Below are 19,531 nucleotides of genomic sequence, written 5' to 3' on the forward strand. Positions count from 1 at the left end.
AACCGTGTGTTCGGACATGACATGAGTGCTAAGCGTAAGGCGGCCGATGAACGGCCCGCGACAATCGAGATGGCAACGGCTGCCGATGGCGCGGAACGTGTTGTGCTCTCCGGCGACTGGCGCAATCGTGGCATTGGTGCTGTCGTATCCGATGTCACCCGGCTGGAGAAAAGCCACGGTGACGGTCGGCTGGTGGTGGACGCGTCGGGCATCGGCCTCGTCGATACCTCCGGTGCCTGGCTGATTCGCCGGATGATTCTGCGCCAGCAGGCGGCCGGTCGTGACGTGGAACTGACCGGTGCCACCGAGACGCTGTCCGAACTCATCGATGCTCTGCCGCAGCACGAACCGAAAGGTCCGCCCGAGCCCCAGGATGATCGGTCCCTGTTTCAGAAGATTTTCGAGCCGCCGGGCAAGGTGATTGCGAGCCTCGCCGACGATGCGGTGGCCGGCATGCATATTCTGGGTTCGGCGGTGGCCGGTGCGCAGGTGAAGCTCGGCCGCGGCTCCGGTGTGTCGGCGGCCTCCGTCGTCACCCATATCGACCGCATGGGCGTGCGCGCCGTGCCGATCATCGTTCTCATGTCCTTCCTGATCGGCGCGATCATTGCCCAGCAGGGCGCCTTCCAGCTGCGCTATTTCGGTGCCGAGCTGTTCGTCGTCGATCTCGTCGGCATTCTGCAATTGCGCGAAATCGGGGTGCTGCTGACCGCGATCATGATCGCCGGCCGTTCCGGCAGTGCCATCACGGCGGAAATCGGCTCGATGAAGATGCGCGAGGAGATCGACGCGCTGACGGTGATCGGCCTCAACCCGGTCGGCGTGCTGGTGTTTCCGCGGCTGGTGGCGCTGACGATCGCCTTGCCGCTTCTGACGATCATCGCCAATTTTGCAGCGCTTTATGGTGCCGCGATCGTGGCCTGGGCCTATTCCGGCATTACGTTCGAAACCTTCGTCTCGCGCCTGCACGAGGCGGTGGATTACTCCTCCGTCGCCGCGGGCATGATCAAGGCGCCGTTCATGGCCCTTGCCATCGGCATTGTTTCTGCTGTCGAAGGCATGAAGGTGGGCGGCAGCGCCGAATCGCTCGGGCAGCACGTCACCTCATCCGTGGTGAAATCCATTTTCGTCGTCATCCTGATGGATGCGCTTTTCGCGATCTTCTATTCCGCGATTGATTTTTAGGAGCCTCATGGCCGTTCTGGAGACCGATACAGCCGAGACAACGCACCCGGACGATGACCGGGTGGTTTTGTCCGTGCGCGATCTGACGGTGGCGTTCGGCTCGAAGACCGTGCTCGACCATCTCGACCTCGATGTCTATCGCGGCGAGATCCTCGGTTTCGTCGGAGCCTCTGGCACCGGCAAGTCGGTCCTGATGCGCACCGTGCTTCGGCTGGTGCCGCACCGCTCCGGCTCGATCCGCATTCTCGGCATCGATTACGAGAACGCCGACAGCCAGGCCCGCATGTCGCTCGACATGCGCATGGGCGTACTCTTCCAGCACGGCGCGCTGTTTTCCTCGCTGACGGTGAAGGAGAACATCCAGGTGCCGATGCGGGAATATCTCGACCTGCCGCAGTCGCTGATGGATGAACTCGCTTATCTCAAGATCGAGATGGTGGGCTTGGCCGCGGATGCGGCGGACAAATACCCGTCCGAACTCTCCGGCGGCATGATCAAGCGCGCAGCGCTGGCCCGGGCCTTGGCGCTCGACCCCGACCTCGTCTTCCTCGACGAGCCGACCTCGGGTCTCGACCCGATCGGTGCCGCCGAATTCGATCAATTGATCGCAAGGCTGCGCGACACGCTGGGCCTGACCGTCTATATGGTGACGCACGACCTCGACAGCCTGTTTTCCGTCTGCGACCGGATTGCGGTTCTGGGCGAGAAGCGGGTTCTGGTCGAGGGCACGCTGGATGACATGCTCGCCTGCGACGATGCCTGGGTTCAATCCTATTTCCGGGGTAAGCGGGCCCGGTCAATCGTAAACGACGACGCGTCCCACAGCGCGGCGCCAGGAAAGTAAGAGCCATGGAAACTAAAGCCAATTACGCCCTTGTCGGCTTCTTCACGCTGCTGGTCGTTCTTGCCGCCTTCGGCTTCGTCTACTGGATGGCCCAGTATGGCCGCGGCGGACCGACCGCTGAACTCGCGATCCGCATTCCAGGCTCGGCCAACGGTCTTTCGGTGGGCTCCGCCGTCCGCTTCAACGGCATTGCGGTGGGGACCGTGCGCAACCTGCGCATCGATCCGGATGATCCGCGCTATTCGATCGCCTTTACCGAGGTGCAGACGACGGCGCCCGTTTATCCGTCCACCAAGGCGGTTCTAGAAGTGCAGGGCCTGACCGGCGCGGCCTATATCGAACTCTCCGGCGGCAATACGGGCGAGGAAAACCTGCTGAAGAAGGCGGAGGAGACCGGACGCCCGGCGGTGCTGATCGCCGATCAATCGAGCGTGACGAACCTTCTCGCCACCGCCGACAAGATTTTGCAGCGTGCCGATGACGCGATCGGCCAGATCCAGGGCTTTGTCACTGACGCGCGTGGTCCGCTGACGCAGACAATCCGCCATGCGGAAACCTTCACCGCAGCGCTCAGCGAGAATTCCGGCGCAATCGACGAATTCCTGCAGAGCCTGTCGTCGCTGTCCGGCACCTTCAATACGGTCTCCGAGCGTCTTGATTCGACGCTGAGTGCCGTCGATAGCCTGGTCCGCGCCGTCGATGCGCAGAAGGTGAACAACATCCTCGCCAACGCCGAAAAGGTTTCCGGCGACGTGGCCAATGCGACGGGACAGCTGGGCGATATCATGACCGAGGTGCGAGATGCAGCCTCGGGCTTCAACCAGGCGAGTGCCGATGCGCAGGTGGTGCTGAAGCGCGCCGACAGCCTATTGGCCGCCGTCGATCCCGATCAGGTGAACCGCGCCGTGTCGGATATCACCGCAGCCTCTGCCGATGCGCGAGGCGCGATTGCCTCGGCACGCGATGTCGTGGATGGGGTTGCCGGCAAACGCGACGAGATCAACCGGGCGATCGAAAACTTCACCGAATTGGCGGAGAAGCTGAACCAGGCCTCGAACCGCGTCGACGGCATTCTCGCCAAGGTCGATGGCATGGTGAGCGGTGCGGACGACCAGGGCCTGTTCGCAGAGGCGCAGAAGACGCTCGAATCGATCCGCGCCACCGCCGACAACCTGAACACCCGTATCGGTCCGATTGCCGACAATCTGACCCGCTTCTCCGGCACCGGCCTGCGCGACGTGCAGTCGCTGATCACCGATACGCGCCAGGCGGTGGACAATCTCAACCGCACCATCACCAATTTCGACCAGAACCCGCAGCGCTTGATCTTTGGCGGCGAGACCGTCAAGGAATATGACGGCAGGACGCGGCGCTGATGACGAAGGGTAGAACAACGACCATGAGGGAGAAGACCGTGGCAAGCAATGTCGAGAGCCGTTCGATCCCGCGGATCCTCATCGTGCTGCCGCTGACCGCAGCACTGCTTGCCGGCTGCGGCACCAAGGCCAACAACGACACCTTCGATCTCTCCGTCTCGCCCATGGCGGATGGACCTTCCGCCCGTAACCGGCAGATCCTGGTGCCGGTGCCGACCGCGCTGAAATCGCTCGACAGTTCGCAGGTGCTGGTGCGCGTCTCGCCGTCGGAGATCCAGTATCTCGCAAACTCGCAGTGGGGCGACAGCCTGCCGCGCATGGTGCAGTCAAAGCTCGTGGAGGCGTTCGAAAACACCGGCAAGCTCGGCGGCGTCGGCCAGCCGGGGCAGGGGCTCGCGATCGACTATCAGGTCGTCACCGATATCCGCGCCTTCGAGATCGATACCAGCGGCGCCGATGTCGCCCGCGTCGAGATTTCGGCCAAAATCCTCAACGATCGCAATGGCAGTGTTCGGGCGCAAAAGGTGTTCCAGGCGAGCGTGCCGGTGCGCGGATCGGAGAACGCACAGTTCGTGGCGGCGATCAACACGGCCTTTGCGAAGGTCGGCGCCGAGATCGTGGATTGGACGCTGAAATCGCTCTGAGGCGGAGCGCTTCTGAGAGCTGACATTTGCGAGGCCGGGATTTCGTTCCCGGCCTTTTTGCGTTCAGAAGCTCGCGGGTGCCGGGGATTGCTCCCTGCTGCTCTTGAGGTGGCCCAAAGTCTCGGTCAGGGCTTCCAGTCACCCCTCATCCCGCTGCCGCGACTTTCTGCCCTACCGCTCTGCTGGAGGGACTGCAAAAAAAAACGTTGCCCCCAAACGCAAACGGCCGCCCGTTGAGGGCGGCCGTCGCAAGATCAAGTGGTTTACCCGTCAGCGGCTCAGTTGAAGCGGCCGGAGGCGTGGGCCAGCATGGTGTAGACCTTGCCGGTGTCCGAGGTGAGGTAGCTTTGCGTCACGCTACGGTCACGGTCGGTGCGGGCGACGTCGGCCAGCAGCTTTTCGAAATCGGCGATATAACGATCGACGGCGGTGCGGAATTCCGGCTCGCGCTGGTACTTGCGCTGGATTTCGTCGAAGGTCTGCTGGCCCTTCAGCGTGTAGAGGCGACGGGTGAAGACGTCGCGCTCGCCGCGCTGGTAACGGCGCCAGAGCTCGACCGAGGCATCGTGATCGATGGCGCGGGCGATATCGACGGAGAGCGAATTCAGCGATTCCACCATGTGACGCGGATTGCGCTGGTCACCGGCGCGCGGCTGCGGTTCGGCGGCACGCGGGGCTGGCTGGCGGGGCTGCGCCTCTGCCTGTTCTTCGCGCGAGGCGGCACGCAGCAGGTCGCTGATCCAGCCGCCGGTTTCCGAACGCGGGGCTTCCGGCTGGCGGGGGGTAACCGAGACGGTGCGCTCCGGCGGCAGGCTGCCGCGCAGGCCGTTGTCGGCGAGATCTGTGCGCGGTGCGGGCTGCGGCGGCGCGACGGGCGCCCGCGGTGGTGCCGCGTATTGCGCTGCCGGTGCTGCCTGCTGGCGCACGGGCGCCGGCTGCTGGGCCACAGGCTGCGGCGCGGGCTGAGGTGCCGGCTGGCGGGCGACCTGCGGAGCGGCCGGCTGCGGAGCCTGACGGGCCGGGGCGGGCTGCGAGACTTCCAGCGTCTGGGCCGACTTGCCGACGAGCGCCGAAATATCCTGCAGCGCCTTGATCTGTTCGGAGACGGCACGGCGCATGGCGGCCGCACTTTCCTTCGCCTCTTCCGGAAGATCGAAGGCACCGCGCTTCAGTTCCTGGCGGGTTTCGTCCAACTCGCGGCGGATGTCGCCGGCCGAGCGGCGGATCTCGTCCGTCGCACCGGAGAAGCGGGAAATGGCGTCTTCGACGGCCTGCTGCAGGGTGTCGCGCAGCTGCGCCGCGGCGAGATCGGATTTGCCGGCGGCATCCGAAAGCAGGCGGTCCACATCGGTGAGCGAACCGGCAACACCGGAGCGGATCTGCTCGGCGAGCTGGCGGGAGCGCTTTTCGGCCGAGGCGAGGGTGTTTTCGATCGACTGGGTTGCGTCTTCGCCGGCGCCCATCAGGGCGGCCCGCATGCCTTCGGCGGTCTTGGCGGCGCGCTGTTCCGTATCGCTCAGGCCACGGCCGATTTCGGCCAGCGACCCCTGGAGGTCGGCACGCAGGCGCTGGCCGACTTCCATCGTCCGCTCTTCCGTCTGGCGGAAGGCGCCATCCACGACGGTGGAGAGGTTGCGCATGTTGGCTTCGATCTCTTCCGACCGCTTGACGAGGCCGACGGAGAGGGAGCGCAGCGCATCCTGCCGTTCGCTGAGCGTGCTGGCGAGGTTGGACTGGGCGGCGCCCAGAAGTTCCGCCGCCTGGTCGAGCACGCGGGTGTATTCGTCGAAACGGCCGACAATGCCGCCGACCTGGGTCAGCGTCTGGCCGGAAATGTGCGACAGCCGATCGACGTTGTTTTCGAGGAGACGGCTGGAGCTAGAGACCATGTCGGCCGCCTGGCTGGTCTTCTCGCTGAAGCGGCTGGCCGTCGCGTCGAGCTTCTGATCGGCGGCGGAGAGTTGTTCCGTCGCGCGGTCGATGGTGACGCCGATTTCGCGGGCGGCGGTTTCCACCAAAGCTGCGATGCCCGTATTGCTGTTTTCCAGGCGGGTGATGAGGTCGTTGACGTTGGCCGCCAGACCCTGCTCGACTTTGCGGAGCGCACCGGCTGCCTGCTGCGTCCGCTCGCCGATGGCCGAGAGCGTTTCGTTGGTCCGGGCGGTGATCGCCTCCACCAAGGCACCGTTTTCCTGGCGCAGGCGCTGGGCATTGAGCTGGGCCGCCGCCACGAGACGTTCGGTGCTTTCGCCGGCAGCCGATGCCAGGCGTTCGGCTGCGCTGCGCCCGGTTTCGGCATACTGATCGACGAGCGGCTTCGCCTTTTCGTCGATGAGGCGCGACAGTTCGGCCGAGCGCGAGGCGAGCATGGAGTTGAGGTCACGCGAGCGGTTGTCGAGGCTGGCGCGGATCGCTTCGCCGCGGGCTTCGAGGGCCTTGTCGACGGCAGCCATGGCGGCGTTGATTTCGCCGGCCGTCTGGGAGAGCGACGAGCGCAGCGTTTCGCTGTGGCCGGCGAGCGACTGATCGACCGACTGCAGCGCCGCGTTGACGTTATCTGCTGTCTGGGCGAGCGAGGTGCGGATGGCTTCGCCGCGGGCATCGAGTTCGCGGCCGGCCTCGTCCAGCGAGCCGGTGATGTTGCCAACCTGCTGGCGCACCAGGTTTTCCGCCTCGGACACCTTGTGCATGATCGAATTGCCGGCTTCGGAGAAGGCCTGGGCGACGGCGGCGGCCTGGCCGGCCAGCCGGTTCTGCGTCTCGCCGATGCGGCCGGCAATCTCGCTCGAACGCTCTTCCAAGGCGCGGGCGAAATCGGCGTTGCGCGCTTCGACCTCGGTTGAGAACTGGGCACTCAGCCTGGAGAGTTCTTCCGCCGAGCGCATGGCTTCGGTGTCGAGTTCACGGGCCGCGGTCGTCACGGCGTCGCGCAGCGACGAGGCAAGCGAAGACGCCTTGCCTTCGATGGTGCGCGAGACGTTGTCGAGGCCGATGGTGATTGCCTTGTCCATCGTGGTCAGGCGTTCGTCGACACGCGCGGTTCCGCTGTCGAAGGCGCCGGTGATGCGCTCGCCCGCTTCGCCGGTGATGCGCTCGAAATCGGACGTGCCACGCTCCACGGTCTCCGTCAGGCGACCGAGGCTGGTGGCGCTGATGCGTTCCAGCTCGCTGGCACGCTCGGCCAGGCGTTCCGACAGGGTGCGTCCGGCGGTATCGACGACGCCGCTGACGGCTTCGACCTGAACCCGCATGCGGTCTTCCAGACCGGCAAACGTGCCTTCGATGCGACGGCCGGTTTCGTCCAGCGTGGAGGACACGCCGCCGACCGTCTGTTCGACGCGGCTGGAGAAAGAATCCGCCGAGGTGGAGATCTCGCGGGCAGCGTCACCCAACCGGCCGGCAATATCGCCCGCGGTGTTGCGCAGACGCGCGTCGAGATCCTGACCGGCCGTGTCGATGATCCCGCGCAGATTGTCCTGCTGGGTCTCGAGCGACATTTCCAGCATTCCGGCGCTGGTCGCGATCGTCGTTCCAATGTTCGTCGCCTGATCGAAGAGCAGGTCGTTGATCTGTTCGTTGGCGTCGGAAAGCGTGCCGGCAATCATCTGGCGCCGCTCGTCGAGCGTGGCGCGCAACTGGTCGTGGCGCTGGTCAAGCGTTTCGCCCATCTGCTGGTTGGCGGATGCGACGAGGCGCGACATCTTCTGCTCGCCCTCACCAAGCATTCCTTCGACGCGGGCAATGCCGTCGCCGAGGCTGGTCTCGAAACGCTCCGTGCCGGAGGAAAGGGCCGTCTCAATCCGGCCGGCAGCCGTGCCGACGCTGCGATCGATGACTTCGCTGCCGAAGGAGAGGGTGCGCGCGATTTCCGCATGGCGTTCGGACAGCGTGCGGTCGAGGCGCGCCTGGTTCTGCTCGTAGGTCTCGCGCAGCGCTTCGCCGCGGGCGGCAAAACTCTCGGCGATCCGGTTGTCGGCGGTATCGATGGTCGAGAGGATCGAGCTTGCCTTGTCGTCCAGGGCCGATGCGAAACGTTCCTCGCCGATGGCGAGCGACGTCGAGAGCGTGAGTGCGCGGTCGTCCAGCGTTTCGGCGATTCGGTCGCTTGCACCACCGACGATCTCGCCCAGGGTGTCGATCCGGCGGCCAAGATTACCCTCGATCCGGTCGTGACCCTTGGCGAGGGTGTCCGACATGGTTTCGATGCGGGTGTCGATGAGGTTCGACAGACGGTCCTCGTTGACCGACAGCGTGGTGGTCAGCGCCATGGTCCGGTCGTCGAAGGTTTCGGCGATGCGATCGCCGGCGCCACCGACGATCTCGCCGAGTTCGTTCATACGGCGGCCGAGATCGGTCTCGATGCGCTGCTGACCCTGGCTGAGGGTCTCGGACATGGTCTCGATGCGGGTGTCGATGAGGTTCGACAGACGGTCCTCGTTGACCGACAGCGTGGTGGTGAGGGCAAAGGTCCGGTCGTCGAAGGTCTCAGCGATACGGTCGCCTGCGCCACCGACGATCTCGCCCAACTCGTTCATGCGGCGGCCGAGATCGGTCTCGATGCGCTGCTGACCCTGGCTGAGGGTCTCGGACATGGTCTCGATGCGGGTGTCGATGAGGTTCGACAGACGGTCCTCATTGACCGACAGCGTGGTGGTCAGCGCCATGGTCCGTTCGTCGAAGGTTTCGGCGATACGGTCGCCGGCACCACCAACGATTTCGCCGAGTTCGTTCATGCGGCGGCCGAGATCGGTCTCGATGCGCTGCTGACCCTGGCTGAGGGTCTCGGACATGGTTTCGATGCGGGTGTCGATGAGGTTCGACAGACGGTCCTCGTTCACCGACAGCGTGGTGGTGAGGGCAAAGGTCCGGTCGTCAAACGTCTCGGCGATGCGCTCGCCGGCGCCACCGACGATCTCGCCGAGTTCGTTGACGCGGCGACCGAGATCATCCTCGATCTGCTTCTGACCGCGGCTGAGCGTGTCGGACATCGTCTCGATGAGGCCCGTGAAGCGGTCCTCGTTGACCGAGAGCGTCGTCGTCAGCGCCTTGGTGCGGTCGTCGAAGGTCTCGGCGATGCGGTCACCGGCGCCGCCGACGATTTCGCCGAGTTCGTTCATGCGACGACCAAGATCGCCTTCAATCCGCTCGTGTCCGCGTGACAGAATGTCCGACATGCTGTCGATGCGCGTATCGAGCAGGCTGGAGAGACGCTCCGGTGCGCCGACCACTGCATTTTCCAGGGCTGCAGTCTTGGCGTCGAGCACCTCGGCAAACTGTTTCTGGCTGCCGGTGACGGCATCCACGATGGCCGAGGATCGGTTGGAGACGGTTTCGGCAAACCGCGACTGGCTCTGGTCGAGTGCGCTGGTGAAGGCCGCCGTCTGCTCGCTCATCACGGCATCGATGCGCTCATGCGCGGTCGCGACATTTTCGGACAGCGTCGCCGACTGGACGGCGAGAGAGGTGGCGAGCTGAATGTTGCGGTCGTCGAGGTCGTCGATCAGGGCGCGCGAGCGGGTGTCGAAATCCTGGGTGAGCGTGCGGCTGCGTGTCTCGAGACCCTCGTTCAGTGCGCGGTTGCGCTCTTCCAGTTCTGCCGTCAGCTTGCGGGTGCGGCTGTCCAGAACCTCGCCGATCTGGCTGCTGCTGCGTTCCATTGCGGATTCCAGCAGTTCCTGGCTGGTGCCGAGGGTCGTGGCGAGCGTCAGCGAATGGTCGGTGAATGTGGAGCCGAGGCGTTCGATGCTCGTCGAGAGGATCCCCTCGATCGACTCCGAGCCGCCGTTGACGGTGGCGCTGATGCGGCTCAGGCTCTCGGTCAGCTTGGAGCCGAGCGTGCCGGCGCGGCTGTCGAAGGCACTGGTGAAATCGTCCAGCCCCCGGTCGAAGGTGGCGCTCAACTGGCCGATCGTTCCCTGCAGTCGTTCCTCGAACATGCCGGTGCGCAGGTCGAGATCCATGACCGTGTCGTCCGCCGCACTTTGCAGGCTCTGGCGGAAGCTTGCGCCCTTTTCCTCGAGAGAGCGGTTGAGGTTCGTCAGGACCGTGCCGAGCGTGCCGCCGATCGTGCGTTCGCCGCTTGTCAGCGTCTCGTTGATCTCGCGGGTGCGGGCGAGCAGCGTCTCGTTGAGCATGCGGGTGCGATCGGAGAGCGCTGCGTTGAGCTTCTCGGTGCTGGCATCGAGCGTCGAGGCGCGTGTCTCGAAACTCTTGAGGATCTCTTCGCCGCGGTTGGAAAGCGTGCTGCCGAGCTGTGCCAGGCGCGTATCGAACTCGTCGGCAAGCGAGGAACCGGAGGCATTCAATGCCTTGATCAGCGAATCGGTCTTGGCCGACAGCAGCGAGCCCAGAGCTTCGCCGGCGGCATTCGACTTTTCCATGATCGTCGCCGAGCGCGTTTCGATCATCGAGGCGAAGGCCTCGCCCGAGGTTGCCAGACGAACGGCAATCTCTTCGGTGGCGAGCGACAGGTCTTCCTTCAACTGGTCATGCGCATCGACGATCGAGGAGCGGATCCGCTCCGCATGATTGACGATCGCATCCCGCTCGGAGCCGAGTTCGTGCACGAGGCCGCGGACCCGCAGCTCGTTGTCGGCATAGCTGCGCTCCAGCGCGCTGACTTCCGAATGCACGAGGGTTTCCAGTTCGGTCGCGCGGGCAATCGTGCGCTCGATGCCTTCGTTCATGGCCGAGACTTCGCGGCGGACCGCCTGGCCGACCGACATGATGCGGTCGGTGGCGATCGCTTCCGGCTCGGCCAGCCGCAGGGCGACTTCCGCCATGGAGCGGGCGGCATTGCGCAGGTCCTGGGCTCTTGCCATCATGATGGCGAAGGCGAAGAACAGCATGACGGGCACGAGGATGCCGATGAAGATCGCGACGACGCCCGGCATCGCAACGAGTTCGGCGATGGAGGAGACGCTCCACAGCTGGGCACCATAAAGAAGCTGGGCAAAGCCGAGGCCGCCGATCGTCCAGAGCAGGGAGATGATACCGGCATTGCGCAGGGCCGAGCGCATGGAGCCGCTTTCGAGCGAGCGCAGGATGGCGGTCGTTGCACGGCGGCCGCTGTCATTGGCCGGTTCGAAACTCGGAGATTTCGGCGCGACCGCTTCCGTGGGCTGAGGGCGGGGCGGCTGGGTTGCCTCGGGCGGACGTGTCCGTCGCTGTGCGGCTGCGCTGCGCTGGTCCGGCGTCTCTTGCACTGAGGCCTCGCGGGAAGGAGAAATCGACGTTGTCTTCTGCGCTTTCGGCATGGGTGCCTTCGGCGTGGCCCGTGGCTGCGGATCGTCGTTGAAATCGATCTTCAGCGCGTCTTCCAACGCCTGGAACGCCGTCTCATCGATCGACTCGCTGTGCGGTTTCTTCGCCATAGGGATACGCCTCGTTACACACTACTCGACCGATTGTCGTTTCCGCCATGCCGCCTGCGGGCGAACCAACAATCTGTCGTACCGGACGGAGGCGGCAAGCCGCTTTGCGTCCGATGTTATTCCACTCGGGGAGGTCCTTCATGACAAACCAGTCGTAATAAAGGCTTACACCCGCATTCCAGCAGCACGGACCGCATGTCCGCACTGGTGACAGTCGTACTGTAGTGGCACATTCAGCCTTGGGACACAATTCGGAGGCTTCGCACCTCAGAGGTGCTTGCTTCTTGTTAACAGAAATTAAACCCACGCTGGCGGCAATTCCATCGGATTTAGAGGCGTTTAGCGAAAATTAACCATGGCTGGAGAAATTCCGCCGCGTTTGTGCCGAATTTTAACGGAATAGGCAGGGGGGCTCGGCGAGCATCGGGCTCGCGTGCAACAAGGGATAAGATGACATGGCTGCGGTCAATATTGCGTTCGAGGCACCTGACAGTGTCCGCGGTGGCCCTCTGCCCAAAACCCGTGCAGTCGATCTGGTGCATCTCGCGGTGCAGACCATGGGCGACAAGGACCTGGAGATCGAGGTGTTGAACCTCTTCACCCGCCAGGCGCGTGCGGCTCTCCACGAAATCGCCGAGCGTGACAATGCCGGGGTTTCGGCGAGCGCGCATCGCCTGAAGAGCTCAGCGAACGGCGTCGGGGCCTTCATGGTGGCGGAGGCCGCCGAGAAACTGGAAGCCAGACCCGGCGATGCCGCTCTGCGTGCCGCCGTTGCGGTGGCGGTGCTGGAGGCGGAAAACTTCATTCTGAAGCTGATGCGCTGACTTGGCCGATGTCCGGACGTGGCCACGGCATGAGGCCGTTACCGGTCAGGACCCGCGACATCCGCATAGATTGACTGAGGCGGCGATTTGTCGGAAGACGGACGCCGCTTTTTGTTCAGTTTCAGGAAGAAGACATGACCAAGCTCACCATCGTTGCCTTCGACGGCACCCGCTTTGATCTCGACGCCGAACAAGGTTCCACGGTCATGGAAAATGCGGTGCGCAATTCCGTTCCCGGCATCGATGCCGAATGTGGCGGCGCCTGCGCCTGTGCCACCTGTCATGTCTATGTGGATGATGCCTGGACCGGCACCGTCGGCGGCCCGCAGCCGATGGAAGAGGACATGCTGGATTTTGCCGTCGATGTGCGGCCGACCTCGAGGCTCTCCTGTCAGATCAAGATCACGCCGGCGCTGGACGGCCTGATCGTGCACGTGCCGGAACGTCAGGGCTGATCCTGCTCAGAGACAAAAAAGAGCCTCGCTACGCTGATCAGAGCGTCAAGCGAGGCCGAGGTGGGCGTATCGCCGGCAGGCGCGGGAGGAGACACCTGCGGCATAAGGACACGCCGGGAGAACGCCGGGAAGACACTTGAACTGGCAAGACGCGTAAAACAGGGCACGTGTGGCCGTGGCATTGACTGCCGAAACCTGAGTGGTCGTTGCCGCATGCGCCGCCTCACATGCGGCAACCGACCCGATGACCGAAGAGGCCGTCTCGTCGGGCTTCTTCAGTGATGTTGAATATATAAGCGGCGGATCACATTCGCTACTGGAAGAAGTCACCGGTTATTCACAGTAGAAGACGCAGGTTTCGCGCAAGCTTCGTGGTGCAGCCACGGCTGAAACGGCGTTGATGAATGCCATTGGCATCATTCCGTCAGGCCGGCCCGGTTTTTCAGGAGCCGCATCATGCGCGCGTCGAAGTTTTTTGATTCGACAATATCGAAGCGCAGCTGTTCCTTGTCGTGCTCATCGACAATGCGCCGGGTGGTTTCCGAAACCCGTTTTTCCATCTGGGTGCAATTGACTGCCGCCGGGAGGGCGTGAAGCGAATTCTCCAGCGTGCGGGCATAGGTGCGCGCGATTTCGGCGTGGCGTTCCTCGTGCCGCTTGATATCGGCGGCGAGCGTGTCCCAGATCAGGCCGAGCGATCCGCTCGCCTGGGAACGGTTCTTCCAGCGCGGCAGGATGATCTTGGTCGAGAGCGTGACCTTGACCTCGCCGACGGAACAGCGGCGGTCCGTTTCGAGGTAGGTGATCTCGCCGCCGAACTTGATCTCGGTGGCGCCCGGATGGCGAAAGCCGGTGCTCTTGGTGAGCGGCCCGCGCCGGCTGAGCTCGCTGTCCAGATCCTCGGCGGTGCGCCCGGCGATGGAGAAATACGAATAGCTCTTCGATATCAGCGGGCTTGCGGCGGAGAGGCCCGGCAGTACGACGAGCGCGATGGCAGCCCAGAGGCAGGCGTGGCGGGGTCGGACGGCGGACATTGTGGGCCTTGCGCGATTGAGTTTGGCGAGAGCTTGGGGCATAGCGCATAACATCGCAACAGAACCTTGCGAAAATGTTCGTGAGCAGAACCGATTGGATTTTCCCCTTTGACTTTTGCCGATGAGACCGTTTGGCAGCTGGGCCATGGCCGCAGCCTGGCGCTTGGCGCCCGTGGCCATCTGATGGCGATCATCAATTGCACACCCGATTCGTTTTCCGACGGTGGACGCCATGCCGGCGTTGCAGCGGCCGTTTCCCATGCGCTGGCCTGCGTCGAGGACGGCGCGTCGATCCTCGATATCGGCGGCGAGTCCACCCGTCCGGGTGCCGCGCCGGTTTCGCCGGCGGAAGAGCAGGCCCGCGTGCTGCCGGTGATCGAGGCCCTGGCCCGCCGAACCGATGCGCTGATCTCCATCGATACCTATCGGGCTGAGACCGCACGGCTGGCGGTGGCCGCCGGCGCGCACATCGTCAACGACGTCTACGGCCTGCGCCATGATGAGGCGATGGCCAAGGTCGTGGCAACCTCCGGCGCGGGTCTGGTGATGATGCATACCGGGCGCGGACGCGAGGCGGAAAAGCTGGAGGACGTGATCGCCGACCAGCAGTTGTTCTTTTCCACCTCGCTGGCGATCGCAGAGCGGGCGGGCATCGCGCGCCAAAAGATCGTGCTCGATCCGGGCTTCGGGTTTGCCAAGACCGCCGAGGACGATCTGGCGCTCATGGCGCGATTCGAAGCGCTGCAGGGGCTGGGCTTTCCACTGCTGGCCGGCACCTCGCGCAAACGGTTCATCGGCGCCCTAACCGGTCGCGAGGTGCCTGCCGATCGTGATATCGGAACGGCAGCCACGACGGCGCTGTTGCGCATCAAGGGCGCCCAACTTTTTCGTGTCCACGCCATTGCGCCCAATCGCGATGCACTGCGCGTGGCCGATGCCATGCTGGCCGCCGGTGTGCGGCAGGAGATCCAGTCGTGACGACTTATACGATTACGCTCAAGAACTGCGCCTTTTATGCGCGCCATGGCGTACTGAAGGAAGAATCGGTGCTCGGTCAGCGATTTTTCGTGGATGCCGAACTGGACGTGCCGGTGGGTGCTGCGCTGACCGAGGACGATCTGTCCGCCACCCTGCATTACGGCCATGCCTTCGGCGTGATCGAGGAGGTGGTGACGAAAACCCGCCGGGCACTGATCGAGGCACTGGCCCAGGATATTGCTCTTGCGCTGTGTGCCAGCTTCCCGGTCATCCAGAGAGCGGCGATCACCGTGCGCAAGCCGAGCGTGCCGATCCCCGGCATTCTGGACTATGTGGAGGTGCGCGTTGAGCACCGTCCGTAACGACAATGGTCATGAAGGTGCTGGCATGATCCGCGCCGCTCTCGGCTTCGGCGGCAATCTCGGCGATCCGCGGCAATCGATGGCCGAGGCGCTGAGGATCCTCGATGCCCGGCCCGACTGCCGCGTGGCGGCGGTTTCCCGGCTTTACCGTACGCCTCCCTGGGGCAAGACGGATCAGGCGGATTTCTTCAATGCCTGTGCGCTGATCGACACCGCGCTTGCGCCGAACGCGCTACTGGAACTGTGCCTGGAGATTGAGCGCGGCATGAAACGCGTGCGCATCGAACGCTGGGGGCCGCGCACGATCGATATCGACGTGCTGACCTATGGCAGCGACACCGTGCATGAGGAGGGGCTTGACATCCCGCATCCGCGCATGGTGGAGCGCGCCTTCGTGCTGATGCCGCTTGCCGATATCGCGCCGGAGCTTCAGGTGATGGGCCAAACGATAACGGCCTGGCTGAGCCAGGCCGATCAATCGGGGATCGTGGTGTCGGAGGCCACCCAGGACTGGTGGCGTGGGCCTTAGGGCTTGATCGAGCCGACGGCCATCTGATCCATGTCGCGGGTCAGTGCCAGGCCGATCACCGGAACCATCTGGTCCTCGACCTTGACGGAAATCGTGACGTTCAGGGCATTGTTGTCCTGCATGCGGGCAATCATCGCGCCGTTGAGTTTTGCCCGGTTGATGCCGACGACGATCTTGTCGCCATTCACGGCGCCGGAAACGATATCGAGGCCCTTGCCGTCTGCACCATCCAGGAACTTGCCCTTGTAGCTGCCGCCGGACTGGGTGATCACGGCGCTCATCGGCTGTTTGAAGACGCCGACGCGGCAGGTGCCGTCGAGCTTGATGCCCGTATCGCCTTCGGCGGTCGGCTCGCCGATCAGGTTGCAGGTGAACTTGGTGCCTTTGTATTTGCCGGCGACGATCTCGCCCGGACCCTTCCAGGCGCCGGCCGCGCTTTCGAAGAAGACCTTGTCGCGCGATGCGGCACCGGCCGGCAGAGCTGCGCCAAGGGCGGCGATGGAGGTGGCGGCGATGAGCCCGACTTTCGGGGAAAAGATGCGCGAGACCATAAAACTTTCCTTGGGCGAGCGGCGTGCAGAACGACGTTAACTATAGCCCCGGAATGGTTAATGACCGGTTGAAATTCGACCTCTGGAGGCAGGTCGAGCCTGATCAGGGCGTTCGCTTCACCCCCGGTGCGATATCGGACAGAAAGTCACCGACGCCCGGCCGCTTGACCGCCTTGAACGGAAGCGGCCGGCAGAGGTCCATCGCCGCAATGCCGATTCGTGCCGTCAGAAGCCCGTTGATGACGCCTTCGCCGAGCCGGGTGGAGAGTTTTGCCGCAAGGCCGTGGCCGAGCACCTGCTGGGCAAGGCTGTCGCCGACGGCAATCGAACCGGTGACGGCAAGATGGGCAATCACGTCGCGCAGGAGGCGCAGGAGCCCAAGGGTTCCGGGCCTGCCGCCATAAAGCTCCGCCATGGCCCGCACCAGCCGCGTGACCTCGAAGAGAACATAGGCGAGATCGACGATGGCCCGTGGACTGACGGCTGTGACGACGGAAGTGCGTTTGGAGGCGCCGAGGATGAGCGCCCGCGCCTGCCGGTCGAGCGGCGCTAGCAACTCGCGTTCGGCCAGATCCAGAAGTTGCGGCGCATCGATGACGTCGTCCTTGGTTTCGCCGAGCAGGGCGCGGCCCCTAGCGGTTTCAGCTCGGTGGGCAATGAGGCCTTCCAGGCGTCCAACGAGCAGGCGTGCCGTCTTTGGCGCGGTCGCGGCGGTGATGTCGAGTGCCTCGGCCTTCAGGGACTGGACCGCGCCGAGCCGCATCAGGCCGAGAATTTCGCGGCCGACCACAACCGCAAGCGCAATGACCGCGAGAGAGACCGCGCCGATGGCAAGATATCCCAGCCAGTCGGCACGCGAAAAGAGATCGCGGATGACGCGGTCGGCCCAGAGCCAGAAGGCCATGGACAGAAAGGCGGTGAGGGCGCCGAGCGCAAGCTTACCCCAGGAGAAGCCGCGGCGCCGGGGCCTTGCCACGGCAAGCTCGGCATCGGTCAGGTCCGGCGGCGTCAGAAACGGATCATCGGCATCCGCGGTCAGTTCGAAGCCGTCATCGAACGCCTGCGGCGCCCGGCGTCGGACGGCGGGCGTCTCGCGGCCGTCATCGATCGCAAAGGCGCCGGGGCGGCGGGTTTCGGTGTGCGGACGGGGCGTCTTGTCGTTCTCAGTCATGCCAGCCGGTCTCCGAACAGGAATTCGAGCGCCCGGTCGAGCCGGATATGCGGGACCGACAGTGTGGCGCCGCCGGTTTCCTCCAGCTCCGGAGGTCGGAAACGCACGATATTCAAATGCGGTAGCGGCGGTTCTTCAGAGTGTGAATCCGATCGCTTCAACAATGAATCCGGTTTTTCCGGCAAGTCACCGGGAAATACGGCTGTTTTCCGCTTTCCATCAAAGGTTTCGCCGTTGATGCGTTCGCCCGCGATCGGCGTTCCGGTGATGACGGGCAGCGTTTCGCCGCCATGGCGCACGGTGCCCTCGCGGGTGGCGCGCACAGACGCGATCGCCATCACGTCGATGCCGGCACCGGACATGCCGATTCGGTGGATGGCGCGATCGACCAGCCGGCGGGTGAGCGCCTCCAGCCGGTCATGGCTTTCGTGATGCAGGTGGTCCGCCTTGGTGGCGGCGACCAGCACCTTGTCGATCCGCCTTCCCAGCAGCGAGGAGAGGATGGAATTCGAGCCCGGACGGAAACAGGCCAGCACATCCGACAGCGCCCGCTCGAGATCGGCCAGCGCTTCCGGCCCCCGGTTCAGCGCCTGCAGCGCATCGATGAGGACGATCTGCCGGTCCAGCCTCGCAAAATGTTCGCGGAAGAAGGGTTTGACCACCACCGATTTGTAGGCCTCGAAGCGGCGTTCCATCATGGCGCCGAGCGTGCCTTTTTCGAAGCGTGCGTCGCCGAGGTTGGGCAGTGGCGCGAAGGTGAGGGCGGGCGAGCCGTCGAGGTCCCCCGGCATGAGGAAACGGCCCGGCGGCAGGGTGGAAAGGGACCGTTCGTCCGACTTGCAGGCCGTGAGATAGGCGGCAAAGGCCTCTGCCAGCCGCTTGGCGGTCATTTCATCGGCGGGCGCGGTTGGATCGACGCTTTTCGCCAGCGCCAGCCACTGTTCGGCGAGCTCCCGCCGCACGCCGCGCGATGCAAGCTCGACGGTCGCCTGGCTGAAGCTGCGGTAGTCCTGACCGAGCAGCGGCAGGTCAAGAAGCCATTCGCCCGGATAATCGACGATATCGATGGACAGGCGTCCGGCGGAGAAGAGCCGGCCCCATCCGCTGGCGCTCTGGTATTCGATCGTCAGCCGAAGTTCCGAGATGGCCCGGGTGGAATCCGGCCAGACGCGCTCGCGCACCAGCGCCTGGATGTGATCCTCATACTGGAAGCGCGGAATGGCATCATCCGGCTGCGGTTCGAGCCGGACGGAGGAGACGCGCCCGGAGCGCAGCGCCTCGAAGAGCGGCAGCCGGCCGCCATGCAGCAGGTTGTGGACGAGCGAGGAAATGAACACGGTCTTGCCGGCACGCGACAGGCCGGTGACGCCCAGCCGGATCGTCGGATGAACGAGGCCTGTGGCACGATCCGTCAGATTGTCGAGAGCGATCAGGGCGTCGTCTTTGAAGGAGGTGAGTGATGGCGGCAAGGCAGGAACCCGATGATGTTGCTGAGCCCTATATAGCGATCATGGCGGCGGGAAAAAGATGAGCCTTACCGCTTGAAGGGCACGATCGAGAATTGTTTGCTTTGCTGTCGCCGATGGCGGCAGGTGGCGCGGCGGTCCCGTGCGCGGCGAGCGGCTTCTGATCTCAGGTCTAAGCCTCAGGCCGTAATAAAATCCTTCACCGTCCAGCTGCCGGCCATCGCCTGGTGCGGGCCGCCATGTTCGAGGACGGCGAGGCCTGCCGTCGGGTATCCGCCGGGAATAAGGGCTGCCATCCGGTCCGGGCCAAGCAGGGCTTCCAGCAGCTCTTCCAGTGTCGGATTGTGGCCGATGATCATCACCGACTGGACCTGCTTCTGGCCCACCAGCACTTCGAGATAGATATCGAGTGGCGCGTTGTAGAGGCTGTCGATCGCCGAGATTTCCAGATCCTCGCCAAAGGCGCGGTGCACGGCATCCGCCGTCTGCCGGCACCGCAAGGCGGTGGAAGACAGGATGAGGTCCGGGGCGGGATGCCGGTCGGCGGCCCTGGTTGCCACAAGCTCGGCTTCGGCAAAACCGTGGTCGTCCAGCGGGCGGTCGAAATCGCGTCCGCCAGGCTGCGGCCAGGCCGCGCTCGCATGGCGGAGGAGAAAAATGCGGAACGGAGGTGGATCAAGAACGAGCATTTTTTGGTCTTCGCGCGCAGGGGCCCAGAGTGTCGAGTAACCTGTTGTGC

Annotated in this window: 15 protein-coding genes; 9 read left to right on the top strand and 6 right to left on the bottom strand. The window is 64.4% G+C overall.

All coding sequences use genetic code 11. The features are described 5' to 3' along the window. Positions 1 to 21: 21 nt before the first annotated feature. From G6N78_RS13595 to G6N78_RS13610, 4 genes are read left to right on the top strand one after another with little or no spacing between them, the layout of a single operon-like run. The gene (locus G6N78_RS13595) at positions 22 to 1,185 is read left to right on the top strand and encodes an ABC transporter permease (RefSeq protein WP_165219265.1); all 1,164 of its coding nucleotides are present in this window, start codon (positions 22 to 24) and stop codon (positions 1,183 to 1,185) included. 7 nt (positions 1,186 to 1,192) lie between these two features. After that, positions 1,193 to 2,029: an ABC transporter ATP-binding protein gene (locus G6N78_RS13600; RefSeq protein ID WP_165219267.1), complete on the top strand. Its 837-nt coding sequence runs from the start codon at positions 1,193 to 1,195 to the stop codon at positions 2,027 to 2,029. A 5-nt stretch (positions 2,030 to 2,034) separates the two neighbouring features. After that, entirely contained in the window at positions 2,035 to 3,405 is a 1,371-nt protein-coding gene (locus G6N78_RS13605; RefSeq protein ID WP_165219269.1) for an MlaD family protein, read from the top strand. Positions 3,406 to 3,428: 23 nt separating this feature from the next. Beyond that, on the top strand, positions 3,429 to 4,049 hold the full coding sequence (locus G6N78_RS13610) for an ABC-type transport auxiliary lipoprotein family protein (protein WP_165219271.1): 621 nt from the start codon (positions 3,429 to 3,431) through the stop codon (positions 4,047 to 4,049). 278 nt (positions 4,050 to 4,327) lie between these two features. On the opposite strand, the gene G6N78_RS13615 is transcribed toward G6N78_RS13610, so the two are convergent. After that, positions 4,328 to 11,422: an apolipoprotein A-IV repeat region-like domain-containing protein gene (locus G6N78_RS13615; RefSeq protein ID WP_165219273.1), complete on the bottom strand. Its 7,095-nt coding sequence runs from the start codon at positions 11,420 to 11,422 to the stop codon at positions 4,328 to 4,330. A 455-nt stretch (positions 11,423 to 11,877) separates the two neighbouring features. On the opposite strand from G6N78_RS13615, the gene G6N78_RS13620 reads away from it, so the two are divergent. Beyond that, entirely contained in the window at positions 11,878 to 12,246 is a 369-nt protein-coding gene (locus G6N78_RS13620; protein ID WP_165219275.1) for an Hpt domain-containing protein, read from the top strand. 134 nt (positions 12,247 to 12,380) lie between these two features. Continuing rightward, positions 12,381 to 12,701 carry a 2Fe-2S iron-sulfur cluster-binding protein gene (locus tag G6N78_RS13625; protein WP_165219277.1) on the top strand — a complete coding sequence of 107 codons (321 nt, stop codon included), beginning with the start codon at positions 12,381 to 12,383 and terminating at the stop codon, positions 12,699 to 12,701. 416 nt (positions 12,702 to 13,117) lie between these two features. Here the strand turns inward: G6N78_RS13625 and G6N78_RS13630 are convergent, their stop codons facing one another. Further along, complete coding sequence (locus G6N78_RS13630) at positions 13,118 to 13,735, bottom strand: DUF922 domain-containing Zn-dependent protease (protein ID WP_165219279.1); 618 nt, start codon at positions 13,733 to 13,735, stop codon at positions 13,118 to 13,120. Between the two features lie 108 nt (positions 13,736 to 13,843). Here G6N78_RS13630 and folP point away from each other — a divergent pair, with 108 nt between their 5' ends. Genes folP through folK form a run of 3 tightly spaced genes read left to right on the top strand, consistent with a single transcriptional unit; the run spans position 13,844 to position 15,604 of the window. Further along, entirely contained in the window at positions 13,844 to 14,713 is an 870-nt protein-coding gene (gene folP / locus G6N78_RS13635) for a dihydropteroate synthase (RefSeq protein WP_234905804.1), read from the top strand. Continuing rightward, the gene (folB, locus tag G6N78_RS13640; protein WP_165219281.1) at positions 14,710 to 15,075 is read left to right on the top strand and encodes a dihydroneopterin aldolase; all 366 of its coding nucleotides are present in this window, start codon (positions 14,710 to 14,712) and stop codon (positions 15,073 to 15,075) included. Before folP ends, folB begins: the two co-directional genes overlap by 4 nt. A 25-nt stretch (positions 15,076 to 15,100) precedes the next feature. Further along, positions 15,101 to 15,604 carry a 2-amino-4-hydroxy-6-hydroxymethyldihydropteridine diphosphokinase gene (gene folK, locus G6N78_RS13645; protein ID WP_165221782.1) on the top strand — a complete coding sequence of 168 codons (504 nt, stop codon included), beginning with the start codon at positions 15,101 to 15,103 and terminating at the stop codon, positions 15,602 to 15,604. Here folK and G6N78_RS13650 read toward each other — a convergent pair. From G6N78_RS13650 to G6N78_RS13665, 4 genes are all read right to left on the bottom strand, one after another. Continuing rightward, the gene (locus G6N78_RS13650; protein ID WP_165219283.1) at positions 15,601 to 16,155 is read right to left on the bottom strand and encodes a hypothetical protein; all 555 of its coding nucleotides are present in this window, start codon (positions 16,153 to 16,155) and stop codon (positions 15,601 to 15,603) included. The two genes, folK and G6N78_RS13650, sit on opposite strands and share 4 nt — an antisense overlap. A gap of 103 nt (positions 16,156 to 16,258) precedes the next feature. Beyond that, positions 16,259 to 17,326, bottom strand: coding sequence for a YcjF family protein (locus G6N78_RS13655; protein WP_165219285.1), 1,068 nt, complete (start codon positions 17,324 to 17,326; stop codon positions 16,259 to 16,261). Further along, complete coding sequence (locus G6N78_RS13660) at positions 17,323 to 18,795, bottom strand: YcjX family GTP-binding protein (RefSeq protein WP_165219287.1); 1,473 nt, start codon at positions 18,793 to 18,795, stop codon at positions 17,323 to 17,325. Before G6N78_RS13660 ends, G6N78_RS13655 begins: the two co-directional genes overlap by 4 nt. Before the next feature lie 176 nt (positions 18,796 to 18,971). Next, a complete protein-coding gene (locus tag G6N78_RS13665; RefSeq protein WP_165219289.1) occupies positions 18,972 to 19,481 on the bottom strand; it encodes a SixA phosphatase family protein in 510 nt (169 codons plus the stop codon). Between the last annotated feature and the right edge of the window lie 50 nt (positions 19,482 to 19,531).

It is taken from the genome of Allorhizobium pseudoryzae, assembly GCF_011046245.1.
In the GTDB taxonomy this organism is placed as follows: Bacteria; Pseudomonadota; Alphaproteobacteria; order Rhizobiales; family Rhizobiaceae; genus Neorhizobium; species Neorhizobium pseudoryzae.